At 43.9% G+C, this 14,818-nt stretch carries 15 protein-coding genes; 5 read left to right on the top strand and 10 right to left on the bottom strand.

The annotated features are described in order from the left end of the window. The first annotated feature begins 138 nt into the window (after positions 1-138). Positions 139-339, top strand: coding sequence for a hypothetical protein (locus tag QUB61_RS06170; RefSeq protein WP_333125336.1), 201 nt, complete (start codon positions 139-141; stop codon positions 337-339). 47 nt (positions 340-386) lie between these two features. Continuing rightward, a complete protein-coding gene (locus QUB61_RS06175) occupies positions 387-533 on the top strand; it encodes a hypothetical protein (RefSeq protein WP_333189875.1) in 147 nt (48 codons plus the stop codon). Positions 534-581: 48 nt separating this feature from the next. Here the strand turns inward: QUB61_RS06175 and QUB61_RS06180 are convergent, their stop codons facing one another. Both QUB61_RS06180 and QUB61_RS06185 read right to left on the bottom strand, forming a co-directional pair. After that, a complete protein-coding gene (locus QUB61_RS06180) occupies positions 582-830 on the bottom strand; it encodes a hypothetical protein (protein WP_333125333.1) in 249 nt (82 codons plus the stop codon). Between the two features lie 161 nt (positions 831-991). After that, entirely contained in the window at positions 992-1,336 is a 345-nt protein-coding gene (locus tag QUB61_RS06185) for a Dethiobiotin synthetase (RefSeq protein ID WP_172184826.1), read from the bottom strand. 252 nt (positions 1,337-1,588) lie between these two features. Between QUB61_RS06185 and QUB61_RS06190 the strand changes: the two genes are divergently transcribed. Then, positions 1,589-3,097 carry an SGNH/GDSL hydrolase family protein gene (locus QUB61_RS06190; RefSeq protein WP_333125331.1) on the top strand — a complete coding sequence of 503 codons (1,509 nt, stop codon included), beginning with the start codon at positions 1,589-1,591 and terminating at the stop codon, positions 3,095-3,097. 181 nt (positions 3,098-3,278) lie between these two features. Here QUB61_RS06190 and QUB61_RS06195 read toward each other — a convergent pair whose 3' ends face one another. From QUB61_RS06195 to QUB61_RS06220, 6 genes are all read right to left on the bottom strand, one after another. Then, on the bottom strand, positions 3,279-4,091 hold the full coding sequence (locus QUB61_RS06195) for an MlaE family lipid ABC transporter permease subunit (protein WP_333125328.1): 813 nt from the start codon (positions 4,089-4,091) through the stop codon (positions 3,279-3,281). A gap of 232 nt (positions 4,092-4,323) precedes the next feature. Next, on the bottom strand, positions 4,324-5,358 hold the full coding sequence (locus QUB61_RS06200; RefSeq protein ID WP_333125325.1) for a patatin-like phospholipase family protein: 1,035 nt from the start codon (positions 5,356-5,358) through the stop codon (positions 4,324-4,326). A gap of 78 nt (positions 5,359-5,436) precedes the next feature. Then, on the bottom strand, positions 5,437-6,072 hold the full coding sequence (gene mtnB, locus QUB61_RS06205; RefSeq protein ID WP_333125322.1) for a methylthioribulose 1-phosphate dehydratase: 636 nt from the start codon (positions 6,070-6,072) through the stop codon (positions 5,437-5,439). Between the two features lie 236 nt (positions 6,073-6,308). Further along, the gene (locus QUB61_RS06210) at positions 6,309-7,445 is read right to left on the bottom strand and encodes a transposase (RefSeq protein WP_333125319.1); all 1,137 of its coding nucleotides are present in this window, start codon (positions 7,443-7,445) and stop codon (positions 6,309-6,311) included. A 141-nt stretch (positions 7,446-7,586) separates the two neighbouring features. Continuing rightward, positions 7,587-8,405, bottom strand: coding sequence for an HAD-IB family phosphatase (locus QUB61_RS06215; RefSeq protein ID WP_333125316.1), 819 nt, complete (start codon positions 8,403-8,405; stop codon positions 7,587-7,589). Continuing rightward, positions 8,380-9,225, bottom strand: a complete 846-nt coding sequence (locus QUB61_RS06220) for a Crp/Fnr family transcriptional regulator (protein WP_445300176.1) — start codon at positions 9,223-9,225, stop codon at positions 8,380-8,382. Before QUB61_RS06220 ends, QUB61_RS06215 begins: the two co-directional genes overlap by 26 nt. A gap of 355 nt (positions 9,226-9,580) precedes the next feature. On the opposite strand from QUB61_RS06220, the gene QUB61_RS06225 reads away from it, so the two are divergent. After that, positions 9,581-10,432: a DALR anticodon-binding domain-containing protein gene (locus tag QUB61_RS06225; RefSeq protein ID WP_333125313.1), complete on the top strand. Its 852-nt coding sequence runs from the start codon at positions 9,581-9,583 to the stop codon at positions 10,430-10,432. 641 nt (positions 10,433-11,073) lie between these two features. Beyond that, on the top strand, positions 11,074-12,312 hold the full coding sequence (locus QUB61_RS06230; RefSeq protein WP_333125310.1) for a clostripain-related cysteine peptidase: 1,239 nt from the start codon (positions 11,074-11,076) through the stop codon (positions 12,310-12,312). A gap of 730 nt (positions 12,313-13,042) precedes the next feature. Here QUB61_RS06230 and QUB61_RS06235 read toward each other — a convergent pair. Together QUB61_RS06235 and QUB61_RS06240 are read right to left on the bottom strand one after the other, a co-directional pair. Then, complete coding sequence (locus tag QUB61_RS06235) at positions 13,043-14,203, bottom strand: ATP-binding protein (protein WP_333125307.1); 1,161 nt, start codon at positions 14,201-14,203, stop codon at positions 13,043-13,045. Beyond that, positions 14,200-14,571: a response regulator gene (locus QUB61_RS06240; RefSeq protein ID WP_333125304.1), complete on the bottom strand. Its 372-nt coding sequence runs from the start codon at positions 14,569-14,571 to the stop codon at positions 14,200-14,202. Before QUB61_RS06240 ends, QUB61_RS06235 begins: the two co-directional genes overlap by 4 nt. Positions 14,572-14,818: the final 247 nt, after the last annotated feature.

The following is a 14,818-nucleotide window of genomic DNA, read 5'->3' on the forward strand; positions in this document are numbered from 1 at the left end:
TTAAGTTGATCCCTGTCTATCGTGAATAATTATTTCATGGTTTCATCTCTGTTACCGCTCAGAGTAATAATAGAAATATTCACCCAGCCCTAAAAAATTTTACGGGCGCATATCTAGGGATTAATTGAGGATACTACTATGTTTGGCCTGACGGGAGAAACAAAAAATTTAGGGCGGGTTGAAACCGAAAATTCCCAACAGGGAGACTCTATCACCTCTGTGTCCAAAAGTATCCGCATTGTCCGATCGCGAGTTTACAAAGATGAGGCTTTGGTGTCTGCCGCGCTGGTGGGACTGCCAGCTCTTTTGGCATCCCTCGAAAGCTTTCGCGAGCGGTAAAACTTGGCTTTTCTATTGCTATATACGGCGCGTTGAGGTTTGTGATAGTGGCTGCCAACCAAGCAGGGGCTGTGTTGATTGCACCTACCATCCTCCTCGATTTGACTAGAGTTTTGCTGTACTGCGATCGAACGGAACCCAGAAACCTGGTTGTTTATAGAAAAACATTTTTACAGCGCTTTGTTGGGGTATAAAAACCCGGTTTCTTGGTCTTTTGTCCGTAAGTCCTGTGTTAACAAAATTTATTTGTGAGTGTCATCGGGTGCGATCGATGCCTCTACCTCTTGGGAGGAACGGCTTAACATAGAGTCGTGCAGGTGTTCGCTGTGCTGCCGTTCTTGAGCCATTAATTCTCTGGCTTTTTCTTCAGTAATTCCCTCCCTAGGTGTTTCTAGCTCGTGGGAGGAACGGTTGAGCATAGAGTCTTGCAAGTGTTCGCTATGCTGCCTTTCTCGTGCAATTAGTTGTCTCGCTTTTTCTTCTGCGTTCATGAGTAGTTTCTCCAATTGCTGGTTAGAATCGATTCTTATATTAAGATGCCACAATTAGAGGGTAAATGTAGCAATATTTACAGAATTTTTTACAAAAATTTGTATTATAAAAAGTTGAGTCTGCTGGCGGTGGGTATCGGGAGGGGTGGTTGCCGAGCTAATTATTGCCAGACACCGGAAAAGATATTCTTGACTGCGATCGCAATTCGATTTAAGTCTTCCTTGAGCAGCGGCGGCCAAGAAACTCCTTTGCGGAGTCCTGCTTCAAATTGCTGCAAACCTTCTACTGACAGTAAATGCAGTGCCGAGATTAATTGTCGATCGAGCATTGGAGATTCTTGCAGCCCTTCAAACAATATTTTTAACGCTAATAAAATTGATGTCACCTGTCCGGGTACGGGAGGCTGACCTTGTTTGAGACGCATCAGGAAGGCGTCGGGATTTTTCTTGGTTTCCAGGGCGGTTCCTTGGTCGATCAGAAAACTGCGGGCTGTTTTGTAATCCATTTGACGTGCGATCGATCGGAGTGCAATTAATTAGCTGGCATTATATCAGTTTTTGTCGCGCTCAATCTGGTAATATATTTCGATACAGGCTAAACTACAGCTACTCGTGAGGTGCGCCAGCCCTGTCCCCGAAAGCTACTCGTGAGGTCGCATTGTCCTGTACCGTACAGCTACTCGTGAGGCGCGCATGGCGCAGCCGAAAGCTACTCTTGGTAGTTATGGGGAAGTTTTACAGAATGGAAAAATAAAACAATGGCAAAAAAGCAAGGAAATAGCCAAAAATCAAAGATTTATCGCTACTTCTGGCTGCTTTTTTTGTGTCTGATATTCCTGTTAGTTCCGCTCATCAAAAAAATAGCGGCCGATACCCCTTTTCCCCCGCCCGCTCCTATTGAAAATAATGCTACTTTTGGAGATAGGATTCAAAGGACGATGGGGCTACTTGCGGCTAGCACTCCAACAGAACGCCGCCAAGTGCGTATCCTATTTTACGGTCAATCCATCACTCTGCAAGAGTGGTCGCAAGATGTAGTGAAGGGTTTGAAACAGCGATTTCCCAATGCAGATTTGATTTGGGAAAATCGGGCGATAGGAGGATTTGCAGCCCCGATTTTAATCCGTCCCAGCGAACACGATTTGTATCCTTTTTATCCAGACTTGCTAATTTTTCACGTCTACGGAGGCGGTGAAGATTACGAAGCCATAATTGCCAATGTCCGCCGCCGCACTACTAGCGAAATACTCTTGCATTCAGACCACATCGACTGGCTGCCGACAGGCAACAGCGACGATCCAGAACAAGTCAAAAGATACGAATGGCACAACACTCATTCTACTAAATGGCTGCCTGAGTTGGCCGATAAATACGGCTGCGAAATCGCGGAAATTCGCGAACCTTGGCGCAGGTATTTGAAAGACAATCGCTTGCAGCCACAACAGCTATTGAGCGACAGCATTCACCTCAACGATTGGGGAAATTTTCTCCTAGCTGCTCTGATAAAACCGCACCTGCGATACAAGCCAAATTCTCCTCAACCGCCGCAGGATTTAGTAAAAACCTATACAGTTGGCCGCGATGTTAAGTGGCAAGGTGGCAAGTTGGTTTTAGAATTTGAAGGAAATAGAATAGATGCGATCGCCGATAAAACCTTCAACGGCAAGGGAATTTCTGCTAGAATTGCGATCGACGGCAAAAAACCCTCAGAATTTCCTGAACTTTACAGCATCACCAGACCTAGCGTTAGTCTTGGCGTCCCTTGGCCGGCAATCCTCCAAATATCCAGTCAAAAACCGCTAATCGTCGAAGATTGGAAAGCCGTGATTACTGAGATTAACAGCGACGCCAGCAAGTTTAAATTTGACGTTGTAGGTTCTAAAACAGGTTACGACGGCAGCGGTACCAACGACAAAATGTTTGTCTCAAACTCGGGCCGCGTCGTGATTGAACCGAAAAACTGGTGGCTGAAAAATTCTTATGAATACTCGAAAAAGCCGACCCCAAAAGGATTTGAGATTTCCTGGCAGGTGCGGCCGATGTTTGTTGATTCATACGTTGCGCCCCTGATTGCAGATTCAAGTCGCGAATACCCTACAACATTGGCTCAGAATTTGAGCAACTCCAAACACACCCTCGAAATCGTCCCTGAAACAGATGGGAAAGTTCCAATCCAGGCAATTCGAGTGTATCGCCCTCCTTTCTCCAATCTAACATCTAAAGTTGAGAGTTTTAAACCGCAGATATCAGCGGATGAACAGGGATGAACGCTGATGCAATTTTATCAGCGTTTATTTGCGATCCGTTGCGGTTTAAACAATCTTCATGTTGATTTTATAGCAATCGCCTTGGCCGCGCCGGGCGTTGATGATTTTTCACACCTTTAATATTTGAGCATCTTGACTCCTGACTCCTGACTCCTGACTCCTGCTATAATCGCCAAGATTATCAACTTCTCATAGTCCCCAACTCGTGAAACATCAACAGCGATATAAACAAATCCGCCACAAAAATAAACACCCACGAAGTCACAACCGCCGCCGTTGCAGCTTGACCTACTCCTTTCCCTCCACCCGCCGTCGTCAAGCCCCAACCGCAACCGACAAGGGCAATTATCAACCCAAAAATAAAACTCTTAATCACCACAGTTACTAAATCCCAAGGCCCCAAAAAAGTCCGCACGGATTCCAAAAATACCGACGGTTCCAACTCATAAAAATTAACCGCCACAAACAGCCCGCCCAAAATCCCCACCGCTACCGAAAAAATTGTTAAAATCGGCAGCATGATGCAACAAGCTATCACCCTCGGCACTACTAAATAATCAACCGGATTTGTTCTCAACATATACAGGGCGTCTATTTGTTCCGTCACCTGCATTTCTCCTATCTCCGCCGCAAAGGCCGAACCTACTTGTCCCGCCACCACGCCCGCCGTTAAAAGTGGTGCTAATTCGCCGCAAAATGCCACAGCAAAAGGACCTCCCACCGCCCCAACCGCCCCAAAGCGAACCAATTCTCGCGCCGATTGAAAGGTAAAAATCATGCCGCCAAACAAGGCTATTAGCAGCACGGATCCCAAAGAATCCAGACCTACTGTTACTAAATGTTCCATGATTTTGCGGCGGTCAATTTTGCCTTGCAGTATGCGCAACAGCACTTGGCCGCCGAGGAACAGGGTCACTAAAAACCGCTGAAACCACCTGTTATTAAAGGTTTCATCTAAAGGTCGATCGTGCTTTTCTTGGTATTTTTTAACCAATGACTGAGGGCTCGCGATTAATTGCAAACAGGGCGAAGCACTGCCACATAGAGATTTTCGGCAATCCTACAGCAATTATTGCACGATTTGTCAACATATATTTTCACTCGGTCTGCCCTGCGGTTGGTGGGCTATACATTTTTAGATTTTAGATTGGCACTGATTGATTCTGTGGTAATCATTACTCATTTCCCAATCTAAAATCTAAAATCTAAAATCTAAAATCCTAGGACTACTCGGCAAGTAACAAGTCGATAAACTTATCCAACTGTTCCTCATACTTGGAGGCTTGCTCATTGCCAATTCTCAGCAGTTCCGATATCTTCTCTTCCGAGGCATCATCAATCGGCAGCGGTGTTTCGTGGATCAAATCGGGAGTAACCCTCAAATATTGATTTGGTCTTTCAATCGCATCATAAATTTGGATTATTTGATAATTTACAGTTTCAGCAACTCCCGTCATCATGATATGAATCAAAGGCTCAACCCACTCAACTTGACCCCAATCTTTCGCTTCTTCGTAGGGAAATTTTTTCTGAGCTTCTCCTGTCCCCAGGGATAAAATTACCATATCTTTTGCTCTCGGACCTCTGTACTTGCCATCGTCAGGAATTCTGAATTTATTTCTAACTTCTGCATAGGCACAAAGTGCCGGGTTGTTGGCGAATACTCCCCCGTCAATTAAGGCGTAGGACTCGTTTGTCAAAGAGTAGATTTTAGCAACTTCAAAATAGGTGGGAGCTGCCGATGTGGCTCTGGCGATATCTTTAATAAAATAGTCTTCTGCTGGATATTTTTGAGCATCTATTTGATCGAAAAAGTGAGCTTTTCTCCTTTCGATGTCGTAACTGGAAATTAAACACGGTTTCAGCAGTTCACTGAGTTGGCAATCTTTAAACTTCTCCAAAAAGAATTTTTCTAAGCGCTCGCTGGGATATTTCTCATCTATCAAACCGTCTATAGAGCTGAGTTTTTGCCACAACGAACTCTTAAAAATGTCGCGGCCGCTCTTAATCAAAAAATTAACAGCCTCTTGGGCTGACCACCGAGGCCTGCTGGGATTTTGGGCATCGGGACACAAATAGATGCAAGTTAAAATTCCTCCCGCACTTGTGCCCGCGATTAAATCAAAATAGTCAGCTATTCTCGCATCTGGGTTGCCGCTTTTTTGTTGCAGCATTGACTCAATGCTAACTAGAACTTGCGCGGCGATAATCCCTCTAATTCCGCCTCCATCTAGGGATAAAATTCTGGTATATTTAGCCATAACTGTTGCCTCTTCTGAATGTTTGCTTGTTTTATAATCTCACATTTGCAAGCCTCAGAGTTCCTGCACCGCTCAATCTCAACTCTCCCACCTCAAATCTAAATTTAATTGGCGGGCTGCGATCGTATAGCGAAAAATGTATTCTACAATTTCTACGTAATTGTATGCGGCGGCTGGCGAATCTGCCCAGACTGTGATGCCGTGATCGCGAATTAACAAAGCGGGTACAGACGGCGCTGAAACGGCAAAGAATTCGCAAATTTCCTTGGCTATTTTAGGCACTTCCAAATAATTTGTAAAGAGGGGGATCGACACCTGCGGGTTTTCCTCCCACACCCCCAAACCTTTGAGCATTTCGATCGCGGGTAAAGGCACTGCATCTCCTGCTGTTAGCCGAGAAACTAAATTTGCCTCGATCGAGTGAACGTGATAGCAAGCTTTAGCGTCTGGAAAACAATTGTAAACGGCTAAATGAATGCTGGTTTCGGCCGAAGGGCGGCTGTCGGCAACAGGTTGCTCGATCGCGGCGCCATCTGAGCTGATTCTGATAAAATCTTGTTCAGTTAACTGCCCTTTCGCGCGGCCGCTAGCAGTAATCCAAAAACTGCCATCTGGTAAGCGGGCTGAAAGATTGCCAGCAGTCCCAACCATCCAACCGCGATCGTAAAAATGTTTGGCTGCTGCAATTAAATCCGATCTCAAATCGCCACTCATTGTTTACAAATCCTCAGCTTTTGATCTACCTTTTAGGTTAATAGGAATTGCGCTGGCCTATTTAAACAACGTAGGGTGAGCCATGCAAACCTTACTGCGGCTCTAAATGTACCAGTGCAGATCTTACCAATACATATAGCTTGACACTCCTGGGCCTAAAGGCGTGAGGATTCTTAGTTCAAAGACTGGACTTAAATTAAGAACGTTGCCGCACCTAATCCAGAGGTCTAGTCTCCCTAAGCGTTTACGATCTCTAGGATCGAAGTTCCGACATGACCTGTCGTACCTATCCCGCGATTCAGGATGTTAATTGCAGCATTATGATCTCTATCGATTTCGCATCCACATTTACAAATATGAGTACGAGTGGATAGAGACTTCTTAACGATTTCACCGCATTTACTACATTCTTGGCTAGTACAAGCAGGGTTTACTGCAATGGTAATCCGACCAAACACTTTTCCAAAATATTCTAAGAACATTCTGAACTGATACCAAGAAGCATCGCTAATTGAATTTGCCAAACAATGATTTTTAACCATGTTGGACACCCTCAAATCTTCATAAACTACTACATCGTTTGATGTGATTACGCACCTTGCTAACTTGATAGCATGGTCTTTACGTTGCCTACTTATTTTGAGGTGTCGCTTACCTAAAATCACTCTAGCTTTGCGGCGATTTGAACTCCCTTTTGTTTTCCGACTTACTAAGCGTTGAGCACGTTTTAACTGCACTGCACCCTTACGCAGAAATCTAGGATTAGGAATCATTGCGCCATTTGAATCGGTGTAAAACTCCTTTAGCCCTACATCTAATCCGATAGTTTTCCCTGTTGATGGGGCTAACTCAATTCTGTCTACTTGAATGCAAAATTGAGTGTAATATCCATCTGCTCTTTTAACCAGTCTCACCCGTTTAATCTGCTCTGGCTGATAGAAATTTAGGTCACGAGTGCCTTTTAACTTTAATCTGCCAATCCCGCATTTATCGGTAAAGGTGATTGACTTTCTATCTGCTGAGAGTTTCCAAGAATTGGTCTTGTACTCCACAGAACGGCAGTCTTTTTGGAACTGTGGGAAACCAACTTTTTTCCCTTTAATCCCATTTTTGACGTTTTCATGGAATCGAGAAATACTAGCCCACGCTCTTTCTGCACTTGCTTGCCGAGCCATTGCGCCTAACTTGTTTGCAAAGTCAAACTCTTTAGCCCAAATCGCACAGTACTTAGAAAGATCGAACCAAGATTTAGCCCCACCATCCATCCACAAGCGAATAGACTTGTTGCGAATGAATTGACAAATTCTAATCGCTTCATCAATCGCTTGAAATTGGTTCGGTTTTGCATAAATCTTAAATTCTAGAGTTAGCATCTTTTTTTCTCCTGTTATTCCTATGATAACATATCCATCATAGGAATAGATCAATTAATAAAAGTCCCCCTAGAAGGGGGAGGCTCTAACCCCGAATTTTTGGTATAGTCGGATTTTTTGGGCGCAATTTTTAGTTTAGTTTCAATTCCATTTCTGGGACAAACTTTCCAACACGTCAAAAAAATTATCCCATTTAGTATAAGGCTTTTGCTGTTCGTCTAGATACTCGGCAAGCCGATCGCGCGCAAACACCGACGAAGCCTGCAAAGCCATGTTAAAATCCGTCAGCGAATCTCCGATCGCCACCTGTTCCTCGGCTGGGTGCTGGCCCATCACCCGCACCTTAGACAGCAATTCCGTATCTCCTTCAAACTCAGAAGTGACTTGCAAGCGAGGGCCGCTAGCGTCCACATCCACAGCGTAAATAACGCTCGCCCGGTGTACCAAATCGCCCATTACCGTCTCTACCATGATGCGAAGACCACCGGAAACGATCGCAAAATCCACCTTTCGCTCGTCCAAAAAATCCAGCAATTCCACCAATCCCGGTCGCATCAGCTTTCCCCTAGAAAATTCCACAATTTCCCCGTAACATTCCGAGGGAATAGACTCTAGTAACTGCCGCACTCCCGATCGCAAACTCAGCCTTCTAGCGTACATTTCAGGCATCAGTTGAGACGACAGTTCCGGTGCGAAATGCTTGAGCATTGCCACAAAAGTTTCTTCAACGGTTATCGTGCCGTCAAAGTCGCAGAATACCACCCGTTTCTGATTGTTTGGGGTTGGAGATTTTTGCTGGTCATCGGTCATTGTCAGTCGCACCTTTCGATAACGGGAAAAGTTTACACAATTCATCGTACACTGTCGAGCAACCGAGCGATCCGACCAAAAACTAATAGCTACACCCTGTTTGTAGGCAATGCCCTGCAGGATGTTATGCAGATTCTTCGAGAGAATCATCTAGGGAATCTTCCAGAGAATCTTCCTGGGAATCTTCCAGAGAATCTTCCAGAGAATCTTCCAGAGAATCTTCGAGGAATGGTTCTACCTCCTGCTTTTGGTTTTTTGTCTTTTGGGGGTTAGACTTAGCCGGCAAACAGATTAAATTATCATCCTCAGTATTAATCAAACCTTTCGATCGCAACTTACCCATCAGCCGCGTCACCGTCACCCGCGTCGAGCCGATGGCGCTACCAATTTGAGCGTGAGTCAAGGCCCAAGGCAGCCGGTAGCCCCGAACCACATCCGGTTCTGCCTCACCTCCGTAAGGTTCGCCGAACTCTTCGATCAACAAAGTGAGAAATCCCAGCAGTCGGTCGATCGTCCGGCGCTGTCCCAAAGTGCTCAGCCACAGAAGTTTCCGCTGGTGTTGGTAGCGAAACGCATCCAAAATTTCCCTGCGGAAGTGAGGCCAATTATCTAAGTCGTGCCAGTACATCCACACTACGTGAGTTTGATCGGCGTGCGCGTAAGCTTGGAGAGTAAACGGAGACTGAGCAACCAGTTCAAACGGCTGACCGGCGCCGACGAAGCCCAAAAAAGCTTCTTCTGTAGTTTGGTCAGCGGATTTCGACTTCGCCGCCACAGTGCTAACTTGAGCGCTACCTACGAGTCGCACAGAACCTTTCTGGACTAAATACAGCAGTCCGGGTCTTGCGGGAATCCGCTCATCTTTGCTAAAAGTCCGGCAGCGGTAGTGTTCCTGGGCCCAGTCGATAATTCGCTGCCAAGTGATAAACGGTCGATCGATCGTCTCTAGAGGTGTGGAAGTTGATTGCATAGGTGAGGCTCTGGGATATATTTAATCAGTGAGAAAACAGCTTCTGCCAGCAGTGCGATGCAAAGTGAGACCACCAACCCCCGATCGAGCTTGCACGCTCCTTAACTGTGCTGACTTTTTTTAGTTTTACCTAAACATTCAATGTAACAAAAAATACATCACAATGGTAGAGTTCAGCAAAAAATTTGTCGTAAATTTATTTATATTTAGCAACAAAATCGCTATAAAGCAGATTAATGCGATGTAGCCCCGCCCGTGGGAGCAAATCGACCATCTCGGACATCAGCAGTTTAACCTACAACAACAGTGCAAGCGGTAACAGTCCAGCGTCGCTGTTACCGTAGCAGCAGCGCCTATGGATACAGCAAATATATCGCAGTGCCCGGAAGTTACACTGAAGTGTTTCTTGCTTTCAAGGTTCCCCAGGGCGATCGCCCAGCAGGGGACACTAGGGGAAATTCCGTTAAATCGGAGTAAAGATAGTGCGCGGGTGCTGTACGTGTCTGCGATCGCCCTGAAATTGGCTAAAACTTGGCAGCAGACACCGCAGACAATCGCGGCACAGCTTGCCCAAACTCTCGAACCGCTGTGCTACCCAGATTTCGCCGTTAAAGTCGCGCCGGCGGGAATTATTGAGCTAGAGTTGACCGATCCAGGTTTAGCCGTCTGGTTGCAGCGTTTAGCTCAAACGAACCTCCCACTTCCAAAATCTCGAATATTATCTCCTGTTGTGTCAGCCGATCGGCTATTTCCGATTCAGTACAGCCATGCGCGCTGCTGTTCCCTGCTGCGAATGGCCCACCGCGATCGCATAATTTCGATCGCGCAGCCCGATGTCGCTACAGCGCCGCAAATTTGGTCCCTAGCGGATCCAAATCCTATCCCTTGGATTGATGATGGCGATCGACTGCGGTTAGTACATCCTGCAGAACGCAGTTTAATATCGCAACTGTTAACAGTCCTCGACAATTTATATCCTATCTTTGACGTAAAAAACCGCGAAAAACCTGTCAATTATTTCAAAGTAGCCAATAGTTTGAGCGAAGCATTTCAGATTTTTTACAGCCAGTGCCGAATTTGGGGAGAAGTTAAAATAGAACAGCCAAAACTCGCCCAAGCCCGAGTTGGTTTAATATTAGCAACTCAATCTTTGCTGCGATTTATTCTAGAAAATTTCTTGAACGCTATTGCTCCTTTAGAACTTTGATTTAATCATCAGTTCTTTTTCTTGACTCCGCTCCTGCTGATACAAGTTTGTGTAGCAGCGAATTCCCTTCGCCTCTTTGTCATACCACTTTCAAAAAATAATGCAACTTTAGGCAAACTCCCAACCCATATCCAGTCATTTACCCTTCTGAAATCTCACATCTAAAATCTCACATATAACCTGGCATTATTTCGAGATGAAGAATTACCCCTGATGGGGCAATACACTTCACTTAATACTTAAATTATAGCCGCATTTTCCTGTATTTTTATGAGTTCAATAAAGAGAGTTAGCAACATCTTTAATCTCAGATTATTGAATGCAATTATCTAAATTATTGAGAGAGTAAGAGCGATTTTTTGTTATTTTTTTTTCAGGACTGCATAGCCTTAAGTGAACTATAGCGGTTCTCAAAAAAGTGAGGTATGCCCTATGCCCACGGAGGCCTATGCCCTATGCCCATGAGTACCTCATATGAGAGCTCGAAAGGCTATATATTCGAGCTTACCTAGTAAGAAGATGGAAAAATGCCAGACACCAGCCCTATATAATTTGTTTTTTAAATTGCTGCACATTCACCACAAAAAAGACCCAAACAAGTGTTAGATTAAAATAACCACGTTCAATGAAGGAGTAAGCTCGTGAAAAGAAGAGAAACTATTCAATACTTAGCTTTAAGTAGTGCTTCATTTTTCACTGCAATAGATGCGGATAAAAAATTAGTAAACGGTAACTGGCTCGCGGGAAATAAGCCTAGGAATAACTATGATTATATACTTTTATACTGGATGCCTTATGACAACAATTTATCAAGCTTTGGTCAACCCATTATTGAGATGTTAAGCAAAGGCGTGCAGAGTGACAAAGTTTTGGTATTAGTACAATCAGATCTGAGTAATGCAAAGCAACTATCGAGAAATATTATTACTAAAGGAAACATTAATGTCCAATACTTGGAAACAGCAGACAGTAGCAGTGAAAACGTCCTGAATGACTATTTGAGTTGGGCTTTATCACAATTTCAGGCAAAACGTTGGGTCATTGTATTTTTAGGTCATGCTGAAAGTCTAATGAAAATTAGTCCCGATAACAATCCCAACTACAGTTCGACCTCAAGCTCAGAACCTAAATGGATGAATTTTCAAAGAATAAGTGAAGTTCTATCTAAGTTTAATCAAGCTGTTAATGGTAGATTAGAACTACTATTTTTTCAAAACTGTAATCGGGGAAATATTGAAGTACACTATACATTTCAAAATATGGCTAAATATACCCTGTCATCTCAAATAATACTGGCAGCGCCAAATTACTATTATGAGTCATTGCTAAACCACCTGAGCTATTATCCAAATCTTGACGGAGGTCAAATAGCTAAAAAGATTATGGATTTTGAACCTTCGGATATGTATCATAGTTTGACACTAACTAAAAATCATTACTTTCACCAGCTATCAGAGAAACTTAATCCGGTGATAGATTCAATCCTAAAAGCCAACACTGAGGCGGTTAAAATTCAGATTAATTCAGCTTTATTTCCCCAAAAATCCAACTCTGAAAAATCTCTTATAGTAATTTATCGTTCAGGTGGAGAAACCTTCGTTGACTTAGCGAACTTTATACTAGAAATCACGATAGTTTCTGGTGCAGATGTAACAGCTTGCAATCGATTTTTAAATTATTATAAAAGTTTTTTGATAGAGAGAGTGCAACAAAATGGTAAATTACTTAACCCAAGAATTCGAGGCAGGTATCAAAAATTTTCAGGTCTGGGTTTATTTTTACCTAGAACTCGGCAAGAACTGGAAACTTATAGTTATCTAAAAATTTATTCGGACTTAAAGCTTGTAAAGCTTTTTGAGGCAGTGGTTTTCGATCCTTAGAAAAACTGAGTAAGCTAATCCGCATTTAAATTGCATGGTAAAATAAATTTTTCCTCTTGTGGGGTGGGCAGGAGAGCCCGCCCTCAACATACAATTTAAATGCACAACAGCTTATAACCCGCTCTACTTAATTTCAGAAAAAAATTGAACAAATTTCGTGACTTGAAGTCCAAAACTCCACAACCAGTTAAAGGTTAACTGAAACCTATTAACTTATGGGGGGCAACCAGGGGAGATTGCCCGACAAAATGCGCTTGTGTAGAGGCTTTATATCAAATCCGTTAGCATCGTCCTGTATTCATCTCTCTGTTCTCTGACTCTGCGTTAAGAGCGTTCTCTGCGGTTTAATCATTCCAATGCAACCGGAATTGATATTACAGCCAGGACTTTTTGTTTCTTTTCTGTTTTTTTCATAAATATAAAGTCTGGCAACTCGGGATAAGTTTTGTATGGTATGTAATTATTTTTTGGTGCGTTCAACATTTTTTACGATGCCGATCGAGCTTTGAGGAACGATCGCCAATTCTCCCCGGTCGCTCTTGGAACGACGATGCTCAATTTCATCAGTTGACGAGCGGCTGTTAATGGCTCTTCAAATTCTTGCGTTGTAAAATAGCGAGAGTTTTATTCAGTTTTTTGAGGATACATCTCACGGTCACACTACCGCGTATAGCCTCACCCGGGCGTCAAATTCATCAATGAATATCCCAAGATAATGCCTGCATCTAGTTTAAGGCGTGGCAGGCGAGATTTGATTTTTTTCAGGTTTGGCGATCGGCAGCGTTACAGTAAATGTACTGCCGACGCCTTCTTCACTGATCAAAGTAATTTCGCCACCGTGCAAGTCAACGCATTTTTTAACAATGCTCAGCCCCAGCCCAGTACCGGGAATTCGACCGACATTTTTAGCCCGGTAAAATGAATCAAACAGCCGTCCTTGGTCTGCTACAGGTATGCCAATTCCTGCATCCTGTACAGAAAAGATAGCCTCGGTTTCAGTAACTTTTAATTCAAAGATTACTTCGGTATTTGGGGGAGAATACTTAATAGCATTTGACAGCAAATTGCCCAGAATGCGCCGCAGCAAGCTTACCTCCAAAGACACGATCGCCGATTGACTGTGATTCACAAAAATCAGCGTCACCGGATCGCTTGGAGGTTTCAACTTGAGGCTGCTCTGAAATTCCCCTACCAACTCATTACAAAACTTTGCTAAGTCTAGCGGTACCAAGCAAAACCCGGCTTGTCCTGACTCAACACGGCCCAGCAGCAGAACATCGTCTAATAACTGATCGATGCCTTTGGCGGCTGCTTGAGTTTTGTCTAGCAGTTCTTGTGTTTTCTCCTCTGTTAATGTCAACTTGTACTTGGTAAGAAGTTGTGTAGTGCCGATGATGAAATTCAAAGGATTGCGAACGTCATGGGCAATCATGTACAGCAAAGATGTTTTCATCTCGTTGAGTTCTTGGGCTGTTTGCAAAGTGCGATCGAGTTGGTCGTGAGACAATTTGAGAGTTAAAGACAACTGGCGCGATCGCAGCAAAATCTCCACCCGCGCTTGCAATTCTATCTTCTCGATCGGAGCGATAATCAAATCGTCAATACTTTGCCAAATAAATTGCGTTGCCATCCCTACATCCGAGCGGGATGTAATCAAAAGAAAAGGCAGGCATACCGGGTGTTCTGCCTGTTTTTGGGCGGCCACCCATTGCCAGTGGCGTTTCAGGGCAAGACCGTCAATTATCGCCAGGTCAAAAGATTGATTAAATGGTAAAAAATCCTCACTATTTTCTGTTGATTTTGGCAGCAATACCTCATAGTAAACTGCTAGCCATTCTAATAACAGGCGGCGATTTTCTTTCTGTTCGACAAGCAATAAAATCTGACTCACGCAAGTTCTCCTAGCAAGCTGTGAACAATCCCCAGCAAATCTCTAACGATCAAAGGTTTTACTAACATATTCCGAGCACCGTGGCAGAGGCTTTCGTGCTGAATGGCAGCGCTTTGTTTGGGCGAGAGTATCAGAAAAGGGATTTGGTGATTTCGCAGTTTTTCGCAGCACTCCCAAATCCGGCGGTCGAAGCCAGAAATATCTACTAAAGCCATACCTATCTTAGCAGGCTGACTGATAGCTTGTGCAACATCTTCAAAGCTATAAGCCGCGATCATCTGGTATCCTTCTTTGTTAAGAAATTGTGCTAATAGTTCCAAGTTTCGCTGATTGCGGTCTACGGCTAAAATTATTGAGTTTCCAGTCATTTATTAGCTTCCTCTGAATACGGGTTATACGATTTTAGATTTTAGATTTTAGATTTTAGAATGGGGAGTGACTGATTATATATGGGTTGGGAGCTTGCCTAAAGTGGGATTCTTTTTTTTATTTGGTATTAGCTTACGTTTGGGCGAGCTATTACATCGGTTTTCAGTTGAGTGAAGTACAGATGCTCGGGCACAGGACACGGCCCCGTGCCCCGTGCCTCTACTGTATTTCATAGAATTGAAAACT

Origin of the sequence: Microcoleus sp. C2D2, from assembly GCF_036702495.1 — a bacterium.
Lineage (GTDB): Bacteria > Cyanobacteriota > Cyanobacteriia > Cyanobacteriales > Microcoleaceae > Microcoleus.

Bases quoted from the DNA above. Each gene is read 5' to 3' on its own strand.
- QUB61_RS06170 (WP_333125336.1), top strand. From the start codon at position 139: ATGTTTGGCCTGACGGGAGAAACAAAAAATTTAGGGCGGGTTGAAACC.
- QUB61_RS06180 (WP_333125333.1), bottom strand. From the start codon at position 830: ATGAACGCAGAAGAAAAAGCGAGACAACTAATTGCACGAGAAAGGCAG.
- QUB61_RS06185 (WP_172184826.1), bottom strand. From the start codon at position 1,336: ATGGATTACAAAACAGCCCGCAGTTTTCTGATCGACCAAGGAACCGCC.
- QUB61_RS06190 (WP_333125331.1), top strand. From the start codon at position 1,589: ATGGCAAAAAAGCAAGGAAATAGCCAAAAATCAAAGATTTATCGCTAC.
- QUB61_RS06200 (WP_333125325.1), bottom strand. From the start codon at position 5,358: ATGGCTAAATATACCAGAATTTTATCCCTAGATGGAGGCGGAATTAGA.
- mtnB (WP_333125322.1), bottom strand. From the start codon at position 6,072: ATGAGTGGCGATTTGAGATCGGATTTAATTGCAGCAGCCAAACATTTT.
- QUB61_RS06210 (WP_333125319.1), bottom strand. From the start codon at position 7,445: ATGCTAACTCTAGAATTTAAGATTTATGCAAAACCGAACCAATTTCAA.
- QUB61_RS06215 (WP_333125316.1), bottom strand. From the start codon at position 8,405: ATGATTCTCTCGAAGAATCTGCATAACATCCTGCAGGGCATTGCCTAC.
- QUB61_RS06220 (WP_445300176.1), bottom strand. From the start codon at position 9,225: ATGCAATCAACTTCCACACCTCTAGAGACGATCGATCGACCGTTTATC.
- QUB61_RS06225 (WP_333125313.1), top strand. From the start codon at position 9,581: ATGGATACAGCAAATATATCGCAGTGCCCGGAAGTTACACTGAAGTGT.
- QUB61_RS06240 (WP_333125304.1), bottom strand. From the start codon at position 14,571: ATGACTGGAAACTCAATAATTTTAGCCGTAGACCGCAATCAGCGAAAC.